Annotated in this window: 18 protein-coding genes and 2 riboswitches; of the genes, 13 read left to right on the top strand and 5 right to left on the bottom strand. The window is 62.3% G+C overall.

All coding sequences use genetic code 11. The features are described from left to right. Positions 1 to 29: 29 nt before the first annotated feature. Positions 30 to 227: riboswitch (cobalamin riboswitch) on the bottom strand. Between the two features lie 350 nt (positions 228 to 577). Further along, on the bottom strand, positions 578 to 1,339 hold the full coding sequence (gene cobF, locus DQW91_RS09635; RefSeq protein WP_112663413.1) for a precorrin-6A synthase (deacetylating): 762 nt from the start codon (positions 1,337 to 1,339) through the stop codon (positions 578 to 580). Beyond that, positions 1,336 to 2,370 carry a threonine-phosphate decarboxylase CobD gene (cobD, locus tag DQW91_RS09630; RefSeq protein ID WP_112663652.1) on the bottom strand — a complete coding sequence of 345 codons (1,035 nt, stop codon included), beginning with the start codon at positions 2,368 to 2,370 and terminating at the stop codon, positions 1,336 to 1,338. Before cobD ends, cobF begins: the two co-directional genes overlap by 4 nt. 11 nt (positions 2,371 to 2,381) lie before the next feature. On the opposite strand from cobD, the gene cbiB reads away from it, so the two are divergent. Further along, positions 2,382 to 3,371, top strand: coding sequence for an adenosylcobinamide-phosphate synthase CbiB (gene cbiB, locus DQW91_RS09625; RefSeq protein WP_112663412.1), 990 nt, complete (start codon positions 2,382 to 2,384; stop codon positions 3,369 to 3,371). On the opposite strand, the gene DQW91_RS09620 is transcribed toward cbiB, so the two are convergent. Further along, positions 3,355 to 4,803 (bottom strand): cobyric acid synthase, encoded by a 1,449-nt coding sequence (locus tag DQW91_RS09620; RefSeq protein ID WP_112663411.1) that lies wholly within the window; start codon positions 4,801 to 4,803, stop codon positions 3,355 to 3,357. The two genes, cbiB and DQW91_RS09620, sit on opposite strands and share 17 nt — an antisense overlap. A gap of 11 nt (positions 4,804 to 4,814) precedes the next feature. Continuing rightward, positions 4,815 to 5,423 carry a cob(I)yrinic acid a,c-diamide adenosyltransferase gene (cobO, locus tag DQW91_RS09615; RefSeq protein ID WP_112663410.1) on the bottom strand — a complete coding sequence of 203 codons (609 nt, stop codon included), beginning with the start codon at positions 5,421 to 5,423 and terminating at the stop codon, positions 4,815 to 4,817. A gap of 115 nt (positions 5,424 to 5,538) precedes the next feature. After that, positions 5,539 to 5,727, top strand: a riboswitch (cobalamin riboswitch). 187 nt (positions 5,728 to 5,914) lie between these two features. On the opposite strand from cobO, the gene DQW91_RS09610 reads away from it, so the two are divergent. From DQW91_RS09610 to cobJ, 7 genes are read left to right on the top strand one after another with little or no spacing between them, the layout of a single operon-like run. Further along, positions 5,915 to 6,295, top strand: a complete 381-nt coding sequence (locus DQW91_RS09610) for a DUF1636 family protein (RefSeq protein WP_112663409.1) — start codon at positions 5,915 to 5,917, stop codon at positions 6,293 to 6,295. Between the two features lie 33 nt (positions 6,296 to 6,328). Further along, positions 6,329 to 7,366 carry a cobalamin biosynthesis protein CobW gene (gene cobW, locus DQW91_RS09605; protein ID WP_112663408.1) on the top strand — a complete coding sequence of 346 codons (1,038 nt, stop codon included), beginning with the start codon at positions 6,329 to 6,331 and terminating at the stop codon, positions 7,364 to 7,366. A 1-nt stretch (position 7,367) separates the two neighbouring features. Then, entirely contained in the window at positions 7,368 to 10,676 is a 3,309-nt protein-coding gene (gene cobN, locus DQW91_RS09600; protein WP_112663407.1) for a cobaltochelatase subunit CobN, read from the top strand. Next, entirely contained in the window at positions 10,673 to 11,971 is a 1,299-nt protein-coding gene (gene cobG / locus DQW91_RS09595; protein WP_112663406.1) for a precorrin-3B synthase, read from the top strand. The genes cobN and cobG overlap by 4 nt, the downstream gene beginning before the upstream one ends. After that, positions 11,968 to 12,600, top strand: a complete 633-nt coding sequence (locus DQW91_RS09590; RefSeq protein WP_112663405.1) for a precorrin-8X methylmutase — start codon at positions 11,968 to 11,970, stop codon at positions 12,598 to 12,600. Before cobG ends, DQW91_RS09590 begins: the two co-directional genes overlap by 4 nt. Before the next feature lie 7 nt (positions 12,601 to 12,607). After that, positions 12,608 to 13,348, top strand: a complete 741-nt coding sequence (locus DQW91_RS09585) for a precorrin-2 C(20)-methyltransferase (protein WP_112663404.1) — start codon at positions 12,608 to 12,610, stop codon at positions 13,346 to 13,348. Beyond that, entirely contained in the window at positions 13,345 to 14,109 is a 765-nt protein-coding gene (gene cobJ / locus DQW91_RS09580) for a precorrin-3B C(17)-methyltransferase (RefSeq protein ID WP_112663403.1), read from the top strand. The genes DQW91_RS09585 and cobJ overlap by 4 nt, the downstream gene beginning before the upstream one ends. Here the strand turns inward: cobJ and DQW91_RS09575 are convergent. Further along, positions 14,091 to 14,843 carry a cobalt-precorrin-6A reductase gene (locus DQW91_RS09575; protein WP_112663402.1) on the bottom strand — a complete coding sequence of 251 codons (753 nt, stop codon included), beginning with the start codon at positions 14,841 to 14,843 and terminating at the stop codon, positions 14,091 to 14,093. The two genes, cobJ and DQW91_RS09575, sit on opposite strands and share 19 nt — an antisense overlap. Between DQW91_RS09575 and cbiE the strand changes: the two genes are divergently transcribed. From cbiE to DQW91_RS09550, 5 genes are read left to right on the top strand one after another with little or no spacing between them, the layout of a single operon-like run. Continuing rightward, positions 14,842 to 16,092, top strand: a complete 1,251-nt coding sequence (cbiE, locus tag DQW91_RS09570; RefSeq protein ID WP_112663401.1) for a precorrin-6y C5,15-methyltransferase (decarboxylating) subunit CbiE — start codon at positions 14,842 to 14,844, stop codon at positions 16,090 to 16,092. The two genes, DQW91_RS09575 and cbiE, sit on opposite strands and share 2 nt — an antisense overlap. After that, on the top strand, positions 16,089 to 16,481 hold the full coding sequence (locus DQW91_RS09565) for a cobalamin biosynthesis protein (protein ID WP_198411831.1): 393 nt from the start codon (positions 16,089 to 16,091) through the stop codon (positions 16,479 to 16,481). Before cbiE ends, DQW91_RS09565 begins: the two co-directional genes overlap by 4 nt. Continuing rightward, on the top strand, positions 16,478 to 17,251 hold the full coding sequence (gene cobM, locus DQW91_RS09560) for a precorrin-4 C(11)-methyltransferase (protein ID WP_112663399.1): 774 nt from the start codon (positions 16,478 to 16,480) through the stop codon (positions 17,249 to 17,251). Before DQW91_RS09565 ends, cobM begins: the two co-directional genes overlap by 4 nt. A gap of 20 nt (positions 17,252 to 17,271) precedes the next feature. After that, the gene (gene cobA, locus DQW91_RS09555) at positions 17,272 to 18,066 is read left to right on the top strand and encodes a uroporphyrinogen-III C-methyltransferase (protein WP_112663651.1); all 795 of its coding nucleotides are present in this window, start codon (positions 17,272 to 17,274) and stop codon (positions 18,064 to 18,066) included. Beyond that, complete coding sequence (locus DQW91_RS09550; protein ID WP_112663398.1) at positions 18,063 to 19,391, top strand: cobyrinic acid a,c-diamide synthase CobB; 1,329 nt, start codon at positions 18,063 to 18,065, stop codon at positions 19,389 to 19,391. Before cobA ends, DQW91_RS09550 begins: the two co-directional genes overlap by 4 nt. Positions 19,392 to 19,679 lie beyond the last annotated feature (288 nt).

Here is a 19,679-nt window from a genome sequence, read left to right as displayed (position 1 = left end):
TGTCCTTTGTCCTCCACCCGAGGACTTTGAGAAGGTTTTCGGTGCCGGCAGGTCTCCTGGCTCACGGATCAGCGCGTTTCCTCTTGCCTTCCCGGGAATTTCCCAGTGGCGCGGCGAGGAACGCTCTCCGCCTACAGTTGCGGGGGCAGCCGCGGCATAGGGCTAAAAGCGCCCGCACCGCATTCCCATAAATTCCCCCGAAGGGGACCGGCAGCTTGACTATAACCCTATTTCATCAAACGGCAAAGGCAAAGAAACGGAGTCCCCGCTAACCGTCGGCAGTTTCCGCAAGAGCCCGCCGGACATCCCGGCTTGTGAGATGGAAGTTCTGCTCAACCGAGACGCCAGCCTTTTGAATCTTGGCTCGGGCCGCCCGTTCGAAGGCGTCCTTGTTCGCCCGGAAGTAAACTTCGCAGCTTTCCCGGGATCCCTCCCCGCTCAAAGAACGGAATGCAAGGCGGTGGATGAAACAGCCAGCCTTATGCCCCCTCGGCGTGAACACCAGGGCATCGATGTCATGCCGCCATGTCAAATCATCAAGCGCCATTTTGACTTGAGAGATTCAGCCCTGACCGTGTCATGCGTCAGCCTGCTTCAAGAGGTATATGTCCATGATCCAGCCCTTCTTCTCGCGAAGTGTTTGGCGGACTGCTTCGATCCGGTCTGCAACCTCCTCGACGGGGCCGGAGATGATCGTCTCGTCCGGCATGCCGAGATAAGCTCCCCAGTAGATCTCGAGATCTTTGGCTGCGGCGGATCGAAAGCTGTTCTCGCCGTCGAGCATAACCACGACGCTTTCCGCGTTCACGGCATCGCCTCGGGCAAGCTTTCGGCCCGTGGTGATATGAACAGCCTCTCCGATATCGTTCAGAGGAATTTTATGGGCTGCCGCCAATGCCTGAACACTGCTGATTCCGGGAATGACTTCATAATCGAAAGTCACGGCCTTGCGGTCCTGGACGTGTCGCAGGATCCGGATCGTGCTGTCATAGAGGGCTGGGTCTCCCCATACGAGAAACGCACCGCATTCGCTGGACTTGAGCTCGTCGCGAATAAGGCTCGCGAAAACGTCCGCTCTTGCCCGATGCCAGTCATCGACACCTCGTTTGTAGTCCTCCGATCGCGCATCTCGGGTCGGATTTTGGGCCCGGACTACACGATAGCCGGGTTTCTCAATGAAACGTCGGCAGATCTCCTCACGGACATCGATCAGCTCACCGGCAGCAGCGCCCTTGTCGACGAGGAAGATGACATCGACCTTGTTGAGAGCCTTGATCGCTTGAATGGTCATATGGTCGGGATTTCCCGAACCGAGCCCGATCACATAGATCTTTTTCATCGAGAACCTGCTCCATGCAAAGGCTTGCGGTCCTGACAAGAAAACTCCGCGATCGCTCGTTCAAGCCGCGCCCAAGCCTGATCGGATCCCGGTAGTCCAAGCCGCAGGCGGTTCGGGTTCTCGCGGAAGCGCCGAGTCCAGATTCCGAACCTCCCAAGATGGCTGAACAGGCTCCCCGCTGCCGGGCTCTCTGCCAGACGATAGAGGCTCGTACCGACGGTATCGGCTCCGATGGCCTGTCGCAGAAGTTCGCCGAGACGGCTTGCATCCGCGGCCCTGGCCCTCCCGGCGGCATCGCGCCAAGATTTATCGCGTAACGCGTTTCGTCCCACCGCAATGGCTGGACCGGCGACCGCCCACGGGCCTAGAGCCTTCCGTAAGAGATTGGAGATATCCGGCTCGGCGATGGCAAATCCTAGTCTTATTCCAGCAAGCCCGTAGGTCTTTCCGAACGAGCGCAGGACGATCGCGCCTTTCGGCACACATGGCACGATCGTTTCTCCGGAGTCGAAATCGGCGAAGGCTTCATCCACGACGAGCCATCCCCCACGTCGATGCTGCCGTGCAGCGAGTTCGACCAGCATTTGCCGCGAGTGAATTCGGCCATCGGGATTGTTGGGATTGACGATAACCATGACGTCAGAGTCAGGAATTTGCTCGGAAACAACTTCCACGACCTCATGCCCTGACTGACGCCAAGTCAGCGCATGTTCCGCATACGTCGGACTGATGATGGCGACATGAGAATGGGGCCGCAGCAGAGGCAAGAGGCCGATCAGGATCTGCGTTCCGGGTGCTGCCACGACCATTGCCGGATCCCGTGCGCCATAGGCTTCAGCCGCGGCTTTCTCTAAATCCCGATGTTCTTCGGGCGAAGGCAGCCGCTCGAACAGGGAGGGTAGCAGAGCAGGCATCGGATAGGGTATGGGATTGATCCCGGTCGACAGATCGATCCATGGCTCGGGCGCTCGCGGAAACAGCTTCCGAGCCTCATCAAGATCGCCGCCATGCCAGATCTGCGTCTCGCTCATTCGATCCATCCATGCCCTGGTCCGACTTTCTGCCGATCCTGGTTCTCGCTCTCATGACGGAAGCCGTCCTGGGTTACTCCGACCGCCTTTATACGCGGATTGGACATCCCGTCACGTGGATCGGTCGGCTGATTACGTTTCTCGATAACAACTTAAACAGCCAAACGCGACCAGCCGAATGGAACCGTTTAGCCGGAGTAGCCGCTCTTCTGCTGCTCTTGGCCGTCACAGGCTTTGCGGGCGGAGTGTTGTCCTTATTTCTCCACGGGCTTGGATTTATTGGCATTGCCGTTTCGGCAGTTCTGGCAAGCAGCCTCTTGGCTCAAAGGAGCCTCCATGACCATGTGGCCGCAGTCGCAAAGGGATTGCGCACGGATGGCATCGCCGGAGGACGTGCGGCCGTTTCTCTTATCGTGGGACGCAACCCCGAAACGCTGAGTGAAGCAGGCATATCTCGCGCTGCTATCGAGAGCTTGGCAGAGAATTTTTCCGATGGGATTGTGGCACCCGCCTTCTGGCTCGGCGCAGGTGGGCTGACAGGAGGCGTTCTCTACAAGGCGGTCAACACCGCCGACAGCATGATCGGGCATCGCACGCCCCGGCACGAGGCCTTCGGCTGGGCCTCGGCCCGGTTAGACGATCTTGTGAACCTGCCTGCCTCGCGCCTGACAGCCCTGCTCATCATCATCGCAGCGGCCCTGAGCCGAGGCACTTCGGCGAGAGGCGCCCTCCGAGCCGTCCGGCGCGATGCGTCCCGGCACCGTTCGCCGAATGCCGGCTGGCCGGAAGCCGCGATGGCCGGAGCACTCGGCCTCAGACTGGCGGGGCCCCGCATCTACGGCGATGTCCGCGTCGAGGATCATTGGATGGGCGACGGGCGCGCCGAGGCAACGGCGGCGGACATCGATCGAGCGCTTGCCGTTTACCGCACCGCTTGCGGGCTGCTGCTCGCATTGGCGGCGGGGCTTGCTCTCTTGGTCTGGGTCATCGCGCGCTCATAGTCCAGAGCCGCTCGGAATCGATGTGGGTTTCGAGATGATCCGCCAGACGGTTGAGAATGTCGTCGACAAGAGCATCGTAGGAGACGCCGCTCGCCTGAGCCCCCAGGAGGGCGAGCCATCGCCTCCGTTGCCGATCATTCGCGAAGAGCCCGTGGACATACGTGCCGGTTACCTGACCGTCCGCGGAGACTGCACCGTCGAGCCTGCCATTTTCCAGGCGCGCGAATGGTCGTCCTGTGGCACCCGGGCCTGACGTCTCGCCGATATGCATCTCATAGCCCGACAAAGGAACATCGTCAGTTACGGTTATACCTGAAACGGCCTCGAGCCGCTTTCGCTCCGTCAGGATCGTCGTAACATCGAGCAGGCCCAGTCCATCGATCGAACGGCCTGCCTCCCCTTCAATGCCGTGCGGATCGTCGATCCTCTGTCCCAGCATCTGATAGCCCCCGCACAGGCCTAGAACGCGCCCTCCCCGCCGCCGATGAGCCTTAATGTCGATGTCCCATCCTTGCTCGCGGATGAAAAGCAGGTCGTCGATCGTCGTCTTGGAGCCGGGCAGAAGGACGAGTGAAGCCTCCGCCGGAATCGGATCTCCTGGCTCAATCAACGCGACTTCGACGTCGGGCTCCTCGCGCAGGGGATCGAGATCGTCGAAATTCGCGATGCGTGGCGTGACCGGAACCGCGACCAGCATACCGCCCTTATGATTGAGCTTTCGCCTGAGACCTAACCCGTCCTCTGCCGGGAGCCGCGCCGCATCCTGAAAGTGCGGCACGAGCCCGAGGGCTGGCCACCCCGTGCGCTCCGAAATGAAACGCATCCCGTCGTCGAACAGAACAGGATCGCCACGGAAACGGTTTACGATGAAGCCACGGATCATGGCATTGTCAGCCTCGTCCAGCACCGCCCTGGTCCCCACGAGGCTGGCGATCACGCCGCCGCGGTCGATGTCCCCCACCAGCACCACCGGCACCCCGGCAGCGCGGGCAAAGCCCATATTGGCGATGTCTCCGGCCCGAAGGTTTACTTCGGAGGCGGAACCTGCGCCCTCGACGAGAACGAGATCGGCTTCCTTCGAGAGACGCCCGAAGCTGTCGAGCACAGCTTCCATGAGGCGCGGCTTCCAGGATTGATATTCCCGCGCCTTCGCCGTGCCTGCCATACGGCCTTGGACGATCACCTGAGAGCCGATGTCGCTTTGAGGTTTGAGCAGAACCGGGTTCATGTGGACGCTCAACGGCACACCTGCCGCTCGGGCCTGGAGAGCCTGTGCTCGTCCGATCTCCCCGCCGTCCTCGGTGACCGCAGCGTTGTTGGACATGTTCTGTGGCTTGAACGGACGAACCCGAATGCCCCGGCGTGCGAACAGACGGCAAAGCCCCGCCACGAGGAGAGACTTGCCGACATTCGAGCCGGTCCCCTGAATCATAAGGGCGTGCGTCAAAATTCGATGCCTTCCTGGGCTTTGACGCCTGCCGCAAAATGGTGCTTGACCAGATTCATCTCGGTCACGAGATCGGCAGCCTCGATCAGCTCCGACTTGGCGTTGCGCCCGGTGACCACGACATGAAGATTCGATCTTCTCTTTTGGAGAGTGGCTACGACATCGGCGAGCGGAAGGTACTCGTAGCGCAATGCGATATTGAGCTCGTCGAGGACGAGGAGACGGATGTCGTCGCGCGCCATCATCTCCTTGGCCTTCTCCCAGGCACGCCCCGCCGCAGCAACGTCCCTTGCTCTGTCCTGGGTTTCCCAGGTGAACCCCTCGCCCATCGAATGCCAGTCGATCAGATCGGCGAAGCGCTCCACCGCAAGACGCTCTCCGGTTTCCCAGGAACCCTTGATGAACTGGACGACGCCAATCCGGAAGCCTCGGCCTAGCGCGCGCAACATCAGGCCAAAGGCAGCGGTCGACTTGCCTTTGCCCGGTCCCGTGTGGACCACGAGCAGGCCCTTTTCGATGGTTTTCGAAGCGACCTCCTTGTCCTGGGCGGCCTTGCGCTTCGCCATTTTGGCGCGGTGGCGCGCCTCTTCGTCATCGTGAATCATCACGCCCCGCTCACTCTGGAATGCACAGCACCTTGAACAGCATGCGAGGTGATTTTCAAGATCGCGCTAGCACAGATGCTCTTGCGCTCCGGGGTTGAAAGATCCCGTTAGGCTGGGTAATCATTGGGCTAACGGTGCCCTGGCGACAGGGTGAAAAGGGAATGCGGTGAGAAACCGCGGCTGCCCCCGCAACTGTAAGCGGTTGAGTCCTCGCTCCAAATGCCACTGGGAAGAACCCGGGAAGGCGGCGGCGAAGGCACCTGAACCCGCGAGCCAGGAGACCTGCCGTTATCGCCGCTTCTGTCGTGTCTGTTGGACGGGGTGTTCCGGCAGCGACTATAAACTGGACGACGACGTGTTGTCCGGCTTGGTCCGTGGAAGCTCGATCTGCTCTCAACGCTTGAGGGAAAGATGATGCGTCCCAAGGCTTACTCGCCTGTCTCTCGCGACTTACCTGTCTTCGGCGTCTCTCCGCTCCGTGGTCGCACATCATGAGCGCGCTGTCTCAGGAGATCTGCCTGCATGTCTGTGTCACCTGCCGCCAGGCAGGAGGCCCCGAAGAAAGGGAGCTTAGACCCGGTGCGCGCCTTCACCGGGCTCTTTTGGAGGCCCTCTCACGGCACGACGCGCCACCGATCCGCCTTGAGGCCGTCGAGTGCCTTTCGGTCTGCAAGCGGCCCTGCACGGTCGCCATCTCCTCACCCAAACGTTGGACCTATATCTACGGCGACCTCGATCCTCAGACATCGGTCGAGACGATCCTTGAAGGATTGCGGCGTTACGCAGCAACACCGGATGGGCTCGTGCCCTGGCGCGAGCGGCCGGAGGCCTTCCGCAAGGGCGTCGTCGCACGCATTCCTCCCCTCACCTGAAAAACTCAAGGCTCAACACAAGGTCTGCATCTCATGAGCGACACATCGAAGATTCCTTGCACGGTGATCACCGGCTTCCTCGGATCGGGGAAGACCACCCTGGTGCGCCACCTTCTCGAGAACGCCGGCGGGCGCCGTCTTGCTGTCCTCGTGAACGAGTTCGGCGATCTAGGTTTCGACGGGTCCTTCATCGAAGGATGCGGCATCGAAGGGTGTACTCAGGAGGACATCGTCGAACTGCCGAACGGATGCCTTTGCTGCACCGTGGCGGATGATTTCGTTCCCGCTTTGAACAAGCTGCTCGACCGGCCCAATCCGCCAGAACATATCCTGATCGAGACCTCGGGTCTCGCCCTGCCGAAGCCACTCGTCAATGCGTTCAACTGGCCGGCCATCCGATCCCGCGTAACGGTGGACGGCGTCATCACCGTGGTCGATGGACCTGCGGTAGCCGCTGGTGTCTTCGCCGACGATCCGGAAGAACTCGCCAATCAGCGTGCCGCCGACGCGGCCGTAGATCACGACAATCCGCTCGAAGAGGTCTTCGAGGATCAACTCCTGTGCGCCGACCTCATCCTCGTGAACAAGATCGACGCTATGAACGCACAGGATAGGACACGCGTTCATGCCGAAATCGGCAGTCACCTGCCTCGAGCCGTCAAAATCATCGAGACGGATCACGGCAAGGTCGATCCGGCTATCATCCTGGGCGTCGAAGCAGCCGCAGAAAGCGATCTGGCATCCCGCCCCTCTCACCATGAGACGGCGGACGATCACGACCACGACGATTTCGAGAGCATCGCCATCCCGATTTCCTCCATCAGCATTCCGGAGGAGCTTGTGCGTCGGGTGGCGCTCGCAGGTGAAGCGGACGGCGTCCTACGGATCAAGGGTTTTGCGCCCGTTGACGGAAAACCGATGCGTCTCGTCGTCCAAGGCGTTGGACGACGCGTCACCCACAATTTCGATCGCCCCTGGAAGGCCGGAGAACCCAGGGATGGGCGCCTTGTGATCATCGGCTTGAAGGGCTTCGACCGCAAAGCCGTCGAAGCAGCCCTGAACAACGGATAACATGCACCTCCTCCCGGTCACGACTGTTTCCCTCGAAGAAGGGCTGGAGGCTGTCGATCTCCAGCAACCTCCTGGAGACATCGTGGCCCTGTCCTTCGCGGACAGCGACCTCAGTGCCCTGGCGGCTGCGCATGGACGTGTTTGCGGCGCAGCCCCTTTGCGGCTCGCTTCGCTGAGGCGGCTTCGCCATCCTCTTTCGGTCGATCTGTATATTGAGCGAACCGCTGCGCAGGCGCGGTTCGTCCTCGTGCGTTGCCTCGGCGGCCTCGATTATTGGCGCTACGGCGTCGAGCGGCTCTCAGCTGTATGCCGAGAGAGAAATATCAAGTTGGCCATCCTGCCGGGAGACGACCGTCCCGATCCACGGCTTTCGGCTTACGCAACCGTGCCGGCTGAAGTCTGCCACTTGCTTGAGGCCTACTTCCGGGCGGGCGGCATCGAAAACATGGAGCGGCTGATTGCGCGGATCATCGGCGAAATCGATGGCGTCGCCTTTCCAATCCAGCCGCCTCGGCCCCTTCCTGCGGCCTTCGCCTGGACATCCGACGGTATCTTCGAGGAGCCAGAAGCGATCATCACGCAGGCGAGCCTCAATCGCCCCCTCGCATATTTCATCGCTTATCGCTCGGCAGTGTTGGCTGGCGACACGAACGCGGTAGAATCCTCGGTGTCTGCCCTTCTCGAACGCGGCATAGACACGGTCGTCCTCGCAGTCTCCAGCCTGAAAGATCCCGATGCAGCGGCAATCTTGCGCCGTGCGATCCAGGCTCGTCGTCCCGACGTCATCGTTACAACAACAGCCTTCTCGTCCCGAGACCATGTCGGCTTCGTCCTGGACGAAGCCGACTGCCCCATCCTGCAAGCAATCCCTGTCGGTAGCACACGTGACGCGTGGGATGCGTCTCCTCGCGGCCTGTCGGCTGCCGATCTCGCCATGCAGATCGCGCTGCCCGAATTCGACGGACGCATCATCACGGGTCCGATTTCCTTCAAGACCGAAGAGCCGGAGGATCCCCATCTCGCGTTCGCACGTCGCATCCAGGCACCGGATGAAGCCGGCATCGCCGCGGTTGCGGACACGGCTGCCGCCTGGGTGCGGCTTCGCCGCACGGCGCGCGCGGAACGTCGCCTTGCGTTGGTTTTGTCGGATTATCCCGCGCGGGGCGGCCGTGCGGGCTTCGCAGTCGGCCTCGATACGCCGGCCAGTTCCTGCTCCATTCTCGACGCACTTCATGAGGCTGGATACGATTCCAAGCGCGATTTCGAACCGGGCGATCTGATGCCGGGCCTGACGGCGGGAGAGGCATCCTTTGCCATTCCGCTCTCAGACTATCGCGTCTGGCTCGATTCACTTCCTGAGGAGCGGCGTATCGCGATTCATGCACGGTGGAGTCATCCCGAGGACGATCCTCACGTGAGCGACGGCGCATTTCGTTTTCGCGTACGGCGCGTTGGAAAAGTGCTGATCGCGCTTCAGCCTGATCGAGGACACGGCCGGGATCGCAAAGGCGGATATCATGATCCGGACCTTCCGCCGAGCCATGGGTATCTCGCCTTTTATTGGGGTTTGAGAACTCTCGAGTCTATCGACGCACTGATCCATCTCGGTACGCACGGTTCGACTGAATGGCTGCCGGGTAAGGCCGTGGCCCTATCGCCGGAGTGCTGGCCGCGCCTCGCCATCGGCACGCTTCCGGTCATCTATCCCTTCATCGTGGACGACCCCGGCGAGGCCGCACCTGCCAAGCGGCGCATCGGAGCGGTGACAATCGGTCACCTCACGCCTCCTGTCGCAACAGCAGGGCTTGATGGCGAGGCATTCGCCTTGCGCGAATTGGTGGAGGAATTCTCCTCCGCGCAAGTCCTGGATCCGAAGCGAGCCGACCTTGTGGCCAGAGAGATCCTCGAACGGGCACAGACAAACGGTTTGGCAGCCGTCTGCGGCGTCACCGCTGGAATCGCGATGGACGAGGCTCTGACCCGCCTTGACGCCCATCTATGCGATCTCGGCGAGGTCGCCATCCGCGATGGCCTCCATGTTTTCGGCTGTGCTGACGAGAGCTTCGAGGAGTGTGCCGCCGGTGAGCGCAGCGGACTCCTTGCCGCGCTCGATGGCCGGTTCGTCGTTCCCGGCCCTTCGGGCTCTCCTTCACGCGGCAGGCTCGACGTTCTGCCGACCGGCCGGAACCTGGCCACATTGGATCCCCGTGCGATCCCCACGCGGGCGGCGACCAAACTCGGCACGCTGGCCGCGTCGGAGGTGGTGCGCCGTCACTTGCAGGAGGAAGGTGACTGGCCCCGAAGGATCGTGATGGATCTGTGGGCATCTCCGACCTTACGATCGGGCGGAGAGGACATTGCGCATGCGCTCGCACTGATGGGGGTACGGCCGGTGTGGGATCACGCCTCCACGCGGGTGACAGGATTCGAGATCATTCCGCAGCCCCTTCTCGACCGCCCTCGCGCCGATGTGACGGTCCGCGTTTCAGGCGCCTTCCGGGACACGTTCCCCGATCAGATGGCCCTGCTCGACCAGGCCGCCCGCGCCGTAGCGGCATTGGAGGAAGACGACGCCTGGAACGAACTCGCCGCCGCCCGCCGACGCGGCGAGGCCCTGTCCCGTGTTTTCGGGTCGGTTCCCGGCGTTTACGGAGCGGGCGTGACCAACCGAGCACTCGATGGTGATGATTGGGCTGAACAAGACGATCTCGGCACAACCTATCTTGAAGGGACATCGCACGCTTTCGGCCCCGGCGGCGAGGCTCGCTTGGATACGAGTTTTCCGCGTCGGGTCGCGCGGGCCGATGCTTTCGTTCATGTCACTGACGTGGCAGAGCGCGACATATTGGACGGAGATTCCGTGGCGGATTCCGCGGGCGGTTTCGCCGCGGCCGCCAGAGTGCTTGGTGCCTCCCCTACCCTTTACAGCCTCGATACGAGCCGTCCGGAAGCGCCCAAGGCACGGACTCTGCACGAGGATATCGACCGGCTGGTGCGCGGACGTCTCACCAACCCGCGCTGGATTGCCGGCCAACTGCGCCACGGCTGGCGCGGAGCGGCGGAAATCGCGCAAGGGATCGACGCGCTCTTCGCTTTCGCGGCGACGACTGACAGCGTCCCGACTTCGCTCTTCGACCTGGTCTTCACCGCCATCCGGGCGAACGCGCCGATGTGGGAGCAGATCGCAGTCGCCAATCCACCTGCCGCCCAGGCCATTCACGAGCGCTTGGCGGAGGCCCGGCGCAGAAGATTGTGGCAAAGCAGGATCAATTCCGTCGCGGCCTTGTTCGATGGAAAGGAGCGACCATGAGTGCCGAAGCGGCATCTTCAAGCCGCCGCGGCTGGTGCCCTGGCGTACGCCGCCCGATGATAACGGGCGACGGGCTGCTCGTGCGCATCCATCCGCCGGCAGGCAGGCTGACAAGTGTACAGGCACGCATGATCGCGCAGGCTGCAAAAGACCATGGCAACGGACATTTGGACGTCACTGCCCGGGGAAATTTGCAAATCAGAGGCGTCCGGGAAGACTCCTATGGTGCACTGGTCGAGTGTCTCGACGAAGGAGGACTTCTCGAGCCTGAGGGTGATGGGCCGCACAGATTGTGCATCGTCTCGCCGCTTGCAGGCCTTGATCCGCAAGAGCGTTTCGATCCCCTATCGCTTTCGGAAGCGGTGGAAGCAGCCGCGCCAGGAAATCTGCCGGCGAAAATTTGCATCGCCATCGACGGGGGTGGAAGCATTTTGCTCGAATCCGTCGGTGCGGATCTGCATGTCACCGCGACGGACGACCTCGATGCGGTCGCGATCGGGCTTGCGTCCTCAGGCGGCATCCGGTGGATCGGTAAAGCTTCTCTTGAATCCGTGCCAAGCATCGCAGGCACGCTTCTGTCATCGTTCGTAGAAATGCGGCAAGCAGGACGAACGGATGCACGACGACTTCTTGAGTTGGACCCGGGTCTTATTCGCGAGCTTGAGGCATTAGTGGAGCTACAACCTGCTTCACCCCCATGTTCGCATGCGAACGGGCGTCTGGCGGGCGTGATCGACCTCGGCTCGGGTGGTCAGGCTGTCCTTGCTGCACTCCCGTTCGGCCGCTGCGAGAGTCAGCAGCTTACCCGGACAGCCGATTGGAGCCGTGACTTCGGCAACGATGAAATCCGCCTGTCCTTTACACGCGGGCTTCTCCTCCCGGGCCTCGCGGAGCAATCGGCCCAGCGTGTTGCCGATGAAGCGAGATTCCTCGGTTTCATCCTCGATGAGAGCGACCCGCGCCTCTCCATCCAGGCCTGTCCTGGCAAGCCCGCCTGCGCAGGCGCTTTCCGGCCTGCGTCGGAAGATGCCGTGCGCATCGCCCAGGCGGCCAGTCACCTGTTCAGTCAAGGAGCAAGCATTCACGTCTCCGGCTGCGGGAAGGGCTGCGCTCATCCTTCCCCCTCCGATCTCACCTTGGTTGGGAGGGAGGACGGCTGTTATGGGGTAATCGTCAGTGGCTCCTCTCGCGAGAAGGCGGCCACCTATCTCACCATCGAGGACATCATGATCCGCCTCTCATCACTGAACGCGCCCGGCGATATGGCGCGCGCTTTCCGAAAGGACCCCTCATGAGCGCGAGCCTCGACTACATTCGGGAAGGCGCGGAGATCTACCGCCGCTCCTTTGCAATCATCCGAGCGGAATCGGACCTGTCGCGCTTTTCAGGTACCGCCGAACGAGTCGTTGTCCGCATGATCCATGCCTGCGGCATGACGGATCTCCCGAAGGACGTGGATCTCTCTCCGGATTTCGCGAGTGCCGCCGAGACGGCGCTAAAGTGCGGCGCTCCCATCCTCTGCGACGCCAAAATGGTCGCAAACGGCATCACCCGCGCAAGACTGCCCGCTTCGAACGCAGTGATCTGCACCCTTGACGATCCGCGCGTTCCGGCTTTGGCGACCGAGATGGCGACCACACGTTCCGCGGCTGCCCTTGAGCTATGGCGCGAGCACCTGGACGGATCGGTGGTCGTCGTCGGGAATGCGCCAACCGCCCTCTTCCACCTTATCGAAATGCTGGATTGCGGAGCGCCGAAGCCCGCAGCGATTATCGGCATTCCCGTCGGATTTATTGGAGCCGCAGAGTCGAAGGATGCGCTTGCCCGCGATGGTCGGATTCCGTACCTCGTCGTGCATGGTCGGCGTGGTGGAAGCGCCATGGCGGCAGCGGCCGTCAACGCCCTCGCGTCTTCGGCGGAGTAAATCGACGATGGCACTGCAACAACCACGTTTTTATGGCATCGGCCTCGGCCCGGGTAACCCGGACTACATGTCCGTGCGTGCGCGGGAGGTGTTGGAGAAGGCCGATCGCCTCGTCCATTTCTGCAAACGCGGACGGCGTGGCAATGCTCGCACCATCGCCGATGCGGTTGTCGGAGCCGATCCGCAGCGGGAGATCGCTCTCGTCTATCCATTGACGACAGAAGTCCCAGCCGATCATCCAGACTACGCCGCCGCCATCCGGTCGTTCTATGAGCAATCGGTCCAGCTCCTGTTACGGGAGGCCGAGGCCGGGCTAACGATTGGCGTGCTGTGCGAGGGCGACCCCTTCTTCTACGGGTCGTTCATGCATCTGTGGCGACGGCTGAAGGATTTGGTCCCTGTAGAGGTGGTACCTGCGGTCACCGCGATGTCCGGCGCATGGACCCATGCCGGTGCCCCAATCACCTGGGGCGACGACGTGCTTACCGTCATTCCGGGGACCTTGCCGTATGACGACCTGGTTCGGCACCTCGCCGGAACGGATGCCGCAGTGCTGATGAAACTCGGCCGCAATTTGCCCAAGGTACGTGCGGCCCTGGGCGCCGCCGGCCTGACGGATCGTGCGATCTATGTGGAGCGTGCAACGATGATCGAGGAACGGATCGTGCCCCTTTCGGCGCTGCCCGAAGATGAGGAAGCGCCGTATTTCTCGCTCATCATCGTACCGGGTGAAGGGAGACGTCTGTGAGCGGCTGCCTTACCATCGTAGGCCTCGGTCCCGGAGACACGCGTTGGCTGACGCCCGCAGCATCGGAGGCTTTGGCGCAAGCGACAGATCTCGTCGGCTATGGCCCCTATCTCGTCCGGGCTCCTGAACGGCCCGGACAGCGCCGTCACCCATCGGACAACCGGGTCGAGCTCGATCGGGCGCGCTATGCGCTCGAGCTCGCCGCCGATGGCGCCCGCGTCGCGGTGGTCTCAGGCGGCGACCCTGGTGTCTTCGCAATGGCCGCCGCGGTGTTCGAGGCCGTTGAAAGCGGTGATCCGGCCTGGCGCAGTCTCGACATCCGGGTCGAGCCCGGCGTCACGGCGATGTTCGCAGCCGCGGCGCGTGTCGGTGCTCCCCTCGGCGGCGACTTCTGCGCGATATCCCTTTCGGACAACCTGAAACCGTGGGAGGTCGTAGAAGCGCGCCTGAAGGCTGCCCTTAGCGCGGATTTCGCTATCGCTCTCTACAACCCCATTTCCTCTGCGCGCCCTTGGCAACTCGGAGCCGCGCTGTCGCTCGTGAGAGAGGTCCGCGATCCCGACACACCCGTTGTGCTGGCGCGCGCCGTGGGAAGGCCCGACGAGCGGATCACCGTGAGATCGCTTTCGGAGGTGGAGCCCTCCCAGGCCGACATGTCCACGCTTCTCATCATCGGTGCGAGCACAACACGGCTTATTGAGCGAGACGAAGGCCGGGGACCTTACGTCTACACGCCGCGATCCTACGGAGTCCGCTCGTGAAGTTGTCTCAGCCACTCAAGAGCGGCTTCAGGCAAGGTTACCGTCGGCACGTCTGCCGGCTTATCGGGCCGCGCAACCATCACGACCGGCAATCCCAATGCCTGGGCGGCGGCTATTTTGGGATAGGTTGCGGACCCACCGGAATTCTTGCTGACCAAGATATCGATGCCCTCCCGCTCCATGAGCGAGCGCTCAGCCTCCTCGTCGAAGGGTCCCCGGTCCCGGATTGCGATGACGTTCGACGAGGCAAGCGCCTCACCGATGGGCTCGACCGTGCGAACCAGATAGATGTGCTGCTTCGCCGCCTCGAAATGGTGGAGTTCCTGTCGGCCGATGGTCAGAAAAACCCTGCGGGGCGCGGTTCCGAGCGCCTCCGCCGCACTGGTCATCGATTCCACATCGATCCAGTGATCCCCCTGCTGACGTATCCAAGGCGGCCGTCGCAGAGCAAGCAGCGGGATCTGCGCCTGAACGCAGGCCAGAGCCGCATTACGGGAAATCCTTGCGGCAAACGGATGGGTCGCATCGATGACGGCTTCGACCCCATCGTCGGCGAGGAATCGTTCAAGGCCATGAATGCCCCCAAACCCACCGATACGAGTTGGGATGGACACCTGACGGGGATTGCCTGTCCTGCCGGCGAAGGACAGAAGAGGATGGAATTCGGTAAATCCGGCAAGGCGCCCCGCAAGCGCGAAAGCCTCCGTGGTGCCGCCCAGAATGAGAATGCGCATGAGCATCTTGTCTCCGAAACCTGAGGCAAAGTCGAGATCGGTTTCCCAGCCGTGGCTCACCATCATTGGCATTGGAGAGGATGGCCGCGCCGGGCTCTCGTCGGCAGCTGTGGCGGCACTCGATCAGGCGGAGCTTGTCGTCGGCGGAGCGCGACACCTTGCGCTGGCCGCGCCGCTCGCCGCGCGCGCGCTCCCATGGCCCAGCCCGATTTCCGAAGGCTACCAAGCTATTCTCGCCCGGCGCGGCGAATCGACCTGCGTTCTCGCCACAGGCGACCCCTTCCATTACGGCGTGGGAGCAGAGTTGGCCCGCCTCGTTCCCCCCGAGGAAATCATCTGCTTCCCGCAAGCCTCGGCCTTCAGCCTTGCGGCCGCGCGCATGGGTTGGTCACTGCCGGAGTGCGACTGCATCAGTCTGCATGGCCGGGCATTGGAGCGGATCATTCCCTATCTGCAACCTGGTGCGCGTCTTATCGCGCTCTCCTGGGACGGCACGACGCCCGGCAGGCTCGCCGAGCTATTGAAGAGCCGCAATCTTTCGCACTCCACGATCACTGTACTGGAAGCCATGGGCGGTCCCCGCGAGCGGGTTCGCGGCGTCGCCGCAGCAGAATTCGCGCTGACCGATGTCGATCCGCTCAACACCGTCGCCATCGAGGTCGTGGCCGGGCAGGATGCGCGGGTAACCGCCCTCACCCCGGGCCTCGACGATTCCTTGTTCGAGAATGATGGGCAGCTTACGAAGGCCGAAATTCGCGCACTGACCCTTGCGGCGCTCGCGCCTCGCGCAGGAGAACTCCTTTGGGATATCGGTGCAGGAGCAGGGTCCATCGGCATCGAATGGTGTCTGCGCCACCCGAGAAACCGCTGCCTCGCTGTCGAGGAGAGCATGGAACGCGCGGAGCGGGCACGCCGGAACGCGAAGCAATTAGGCGCCACGCAGCTTGAGGTTTGCGTTGGCCGAGCACCGGAGGCGGTCGCTGAATGGCCCGAGCCGGATGCGGTCTTCATCGGTGGCGGTGCAACGGATGCGGGCGTGTTCGAAACCGCCTGGGCCTCACTCAAACCGGGGGGCCGCCTCGTTCTCAACGCGGTTACCCTGGAAACCGAAATGCTGCTCGGATCGCTCCATGCGCAATACGGCGGCACGATGCGGCGCATTGCGCTGTCACGTCTGGACAGGATCGGCGGCATGCATGGTTGGCGAGGTGCGATGCCGGTAACGCAATGGACAGTATCGAAGCCATGATCATCGCTGGCGTTGGATTCAGGCATGGTGTCACCGGCGACGAGATTGCGGAGCTCGTGCGTCAGGCGTTTGCGCATGCCGCTGTCAGCCTGAACCAGTTGGCTGGGCTCGCGACGATCGAGGCACTCGCAAATCGACCTGCCTTCAGCGATGCGGCTATCAAGCTTTCCGTAAAACCACTTGCTGTTGGAAAAGGTGCGTTGGCATCCTCCGCTCCGCAGGTCAGGACGATATCGCCACGCGCCCTTGTCGCTCACGGCGTCGGTTCGGTGGCAGAAGCGGCAGCACTCGGCGCCGTCGGGCCGGGTGCCCGACTTGTCCTCGAACGCGTTGCTTCACCCAACGCCACTTGCGCTCTTGCCTCCACAGGATCGGAGAATTCCCCATGACAGTGCATTTCATCGGAGCGGGCCCAGGAGCCGCCGATCTCATCACGGTGCGCGGCCGCTCCCTCGTCGAGCGCTGTCCGGTGTGCCTTTTCGCGGGCTCGATCATTCCGCCCGAAATCTTGCAATGGTGCCCGCCCGGCGCGCGCATCGTCGACACGGCTCCCTTGGATCTCGATGCCATCACAGCCGAGTATGAGCGCGCTCACAGGCAAGGCGAGGACGTGGCACGGCTTCATTCCGGAGACCTTTCGATCTGGAGCGCGCTCGGAGAACAGTTGCGCCGTCTCGACCGTCTCGGCATTCCCTACACACTCACGCCGGGCGTCCCTGCTTTCGCCGCGGCAGCGGCCACGCTCGGACGTGAATTGACCGTGCCCGAGGTCGCACAGTCGGTCGTGCTGACCCGGACCTCGGGACGAGCCTCCTTGATGCCGGAAACCGAGCGCCTCGCAACCTTTGCTCAGACGAAGGCAACGCTCGCGATCCATCTGTCGATTCATGTCATCGAACAGGTGGTCGAAGATCTGCTTCCAGCCTATGGAGCGGATTGCCCGTCAGCGGTCGTTTGGCGTGCCTCGTGGCCGGATGAGCGAGTGCTGAAGGGCCCGCTCGGAACGATCGCCTCGATGGTGCGGGCGGAAAAGCTGGAACGAACAGCCCTCATCCTGGTTGGCCGCGCTCTCGATGCATCGGACTTTCGCGACAGCGCCCTCTATTCGGCAGATTACGATCGCCGCTTCAGGCCCGGCCTGAAGGAGAGTATCCGATGAAGCCTGAGTCAGAGGGGTTCATGACCTCACTTTCACGTCTCTCCCCTCCCTTCGCACCGGGCACGGTATGGCTGGTCGGGGCCGGACCGGGCGATCCCGGTTTTCTGACCATTCATGCTCTGAACGCGCTCGCGGCAGCCGATGTCGTCGTCCATGATGCCCTTATCGATCCCGGCGTGCTTTCGCTCGCCCGCAAGGACGCCGTTCTCGAAGATGTGGGAAAGCGAGGCGGTCTTCCGTCAGTGTCCCAAGAGGCAATTTGCGAGCGCCTCATCACACTTGCCCGGATGGGTAAACGGGTTTTGCGACTGAAGGGCGGCGATCCTTTCATCTTCGGCCGGGGCGGCGAGGAAGCGTTGGCCCTTACCGAAGCCGGCATTCATTTCCGGATCATTCCCGGTTTATCGAGCGGCCTTGCTACGCTCGCCATTCATGGCATTCCGGCAACGACCCGCGCCACCAACCACGCCGTAATCCTGGCAACGGGCCATTGTGCGCCGGATGCGTCCATGGACTGGGCGGCGCTGGCCCGCGCAGGAGCGCCGATCATTCTTTACATGGCGGTGTCGAACATCGCCGACATCGTCGATGAGTTGATGCAAGGCGGGCTTGCGGGATCTACTCCCGTAATCGTTGCTCACGCCGCAACGACGTCCCGCGAAAGACTCGTGGATGCAACGCTCCTGAACCTGCCTCGGCTGGTGCAAGAGGGAGAGATCCGCTCGCCCGCCGTCATCGCCATCGGAGCCGTCGCTGCGTTCCGCTCAGCCATCGCCAATCATCTTTTGGAGTTCAGCAACGAGGCCGCACAATGACGGGGGCGCGTGGCCTTCTCATTGCCGCTCCACGATCAGGATCGGGCAAGACCACTGTGGTGCTTGGGCTGCTGCGTGCTCTGACGCGCCAGGGGCTGCGTGTCCGCGGATTGAAATGCGGACCCGACTACATCGACCCAGCCTTTCACGCCGCAGCAACGGGCGCGCCAAGCTTCAATGTCGACAGCTTTGCCATGAGTGCGCCTCTCCTGACGAAGATTGTCGCCGATACCGCGCAAGACGCGGATCTCATCATTGCAGAGGGCTCCATGGGCCTTTTCGATGGGGTCCGTCAGGAGACAGGCCGCACAGGTGCGAGCGCCGACATCGCCGCCCTATTCGATTGGCCTGTCGTTCTCGTTCTCGATGTTTCGGGCCATGCTCAATCGGCAGCGGCCGTGGCGCTCGGCTGCGCCAGTTTCGATCCTCGCATTAATGTTCAAGGCGTCATCTTGAACAACGTAGCGAGTGAGCGTCATCGCCGATTGGTGGAGGATGGCATGGCTCGGATCGGTCTGCCGGTGGTCGGAGCTCTGATGCGAAATTCCGGGCTGGCCCTGCCTGAACGCCACCTTGGTCTCGTCCAGGCAGCGGAGACGGAGGAACTTGAGACCAAGCTCGAAAGGCTCGCCGACACAATTGACCAAGCAATCGATCTCGATCGCCTTGTGACGTTTACCAAGCCGATCCGCGCCGCGCCGATCGAGCCGACCCAAATCCTTCCTCCACCGGGGCAACGTATCGCGCTGGCTTTCGATCGGGCATTCTCGTTCATCTATCCGCATGTGCTCGCTGGTTGGCGAGCCGCGGGCGCGGAGATCGTCACCTTCTCCCCGCTCGCGGATGAGCCTCCCCCCTCTGGCTGCGATTCATGCTGGCTCCCTGGAGGCTATCCAGAGCTTCATGCAGGCCGCATATCCAATGCCCGCCAATTTTTGACAGGCTTACATCTCTTCGCGGAGAAGTACCCGGTTCACGGAGAATGCGGAGGCTACATGGTCTTGGGCCGCACACTGGAGGATGGCAGCGGCCATACCCACGAAATGGCGGGCTTGCTTCCGGTGGACACGAGTTACGCTAAGCGCGAGATTCATCTCGGATATCGTGTGGCACGGCTCCTGCACGACGGCCCGCTCGGGCGGAGCGGACAATGCCTTGTTGGCCATGAATTCCACTATGCTTCCGTGACAGCGAGCGACGGCGCCAGAGCCTCGGCATTTGCCATGATTGCGGATGCCGAGGGCACCGATCTCGGAACGGCCGGCCATCGCAGCGGATATGTGACAGGAAGCTTCTTCCACGTCATTGCCCAGAGCGCGTATTAAGGACTCGGGTTTCGTGAGATTGGACTCAAAGTCAGCAAAACGTTGATCGTTAATAAATCAGCGAAATTTCAGATTACAGACTCGGAATAGGTGAGACGGCACATCGCGGACGTTAAAGAGCCGCCCCTTTTTCCCGCTCGCAAGCCTGGTCGCGCAAACTCCAATGACCTGAGGACGGCTTTTGACGCCAGTCTTCAAGCCAAGCTGAAACGGTTCGCTATCGACCCACACGAGCTGCGCTTTAGCCGGCACAGATCAATGGCCTTCACGCCGCGGCCGGACGCTGTC

Origin of the sequence: Microvirga flavescens (assembly GCF_003290125.1) — a bacterium.
GTDB lineage: Bacteria > Pseudomonadota > Alphaproteobacteria > Rhizobiales > Beijerinckiaceae > Microvirga > Microvirga flavescens.
The sequence above is the reverse complement of the archived record's forward strand: the minus strand, read 5'-3'. Positions and strand labels throughout refer to the sequence as shown.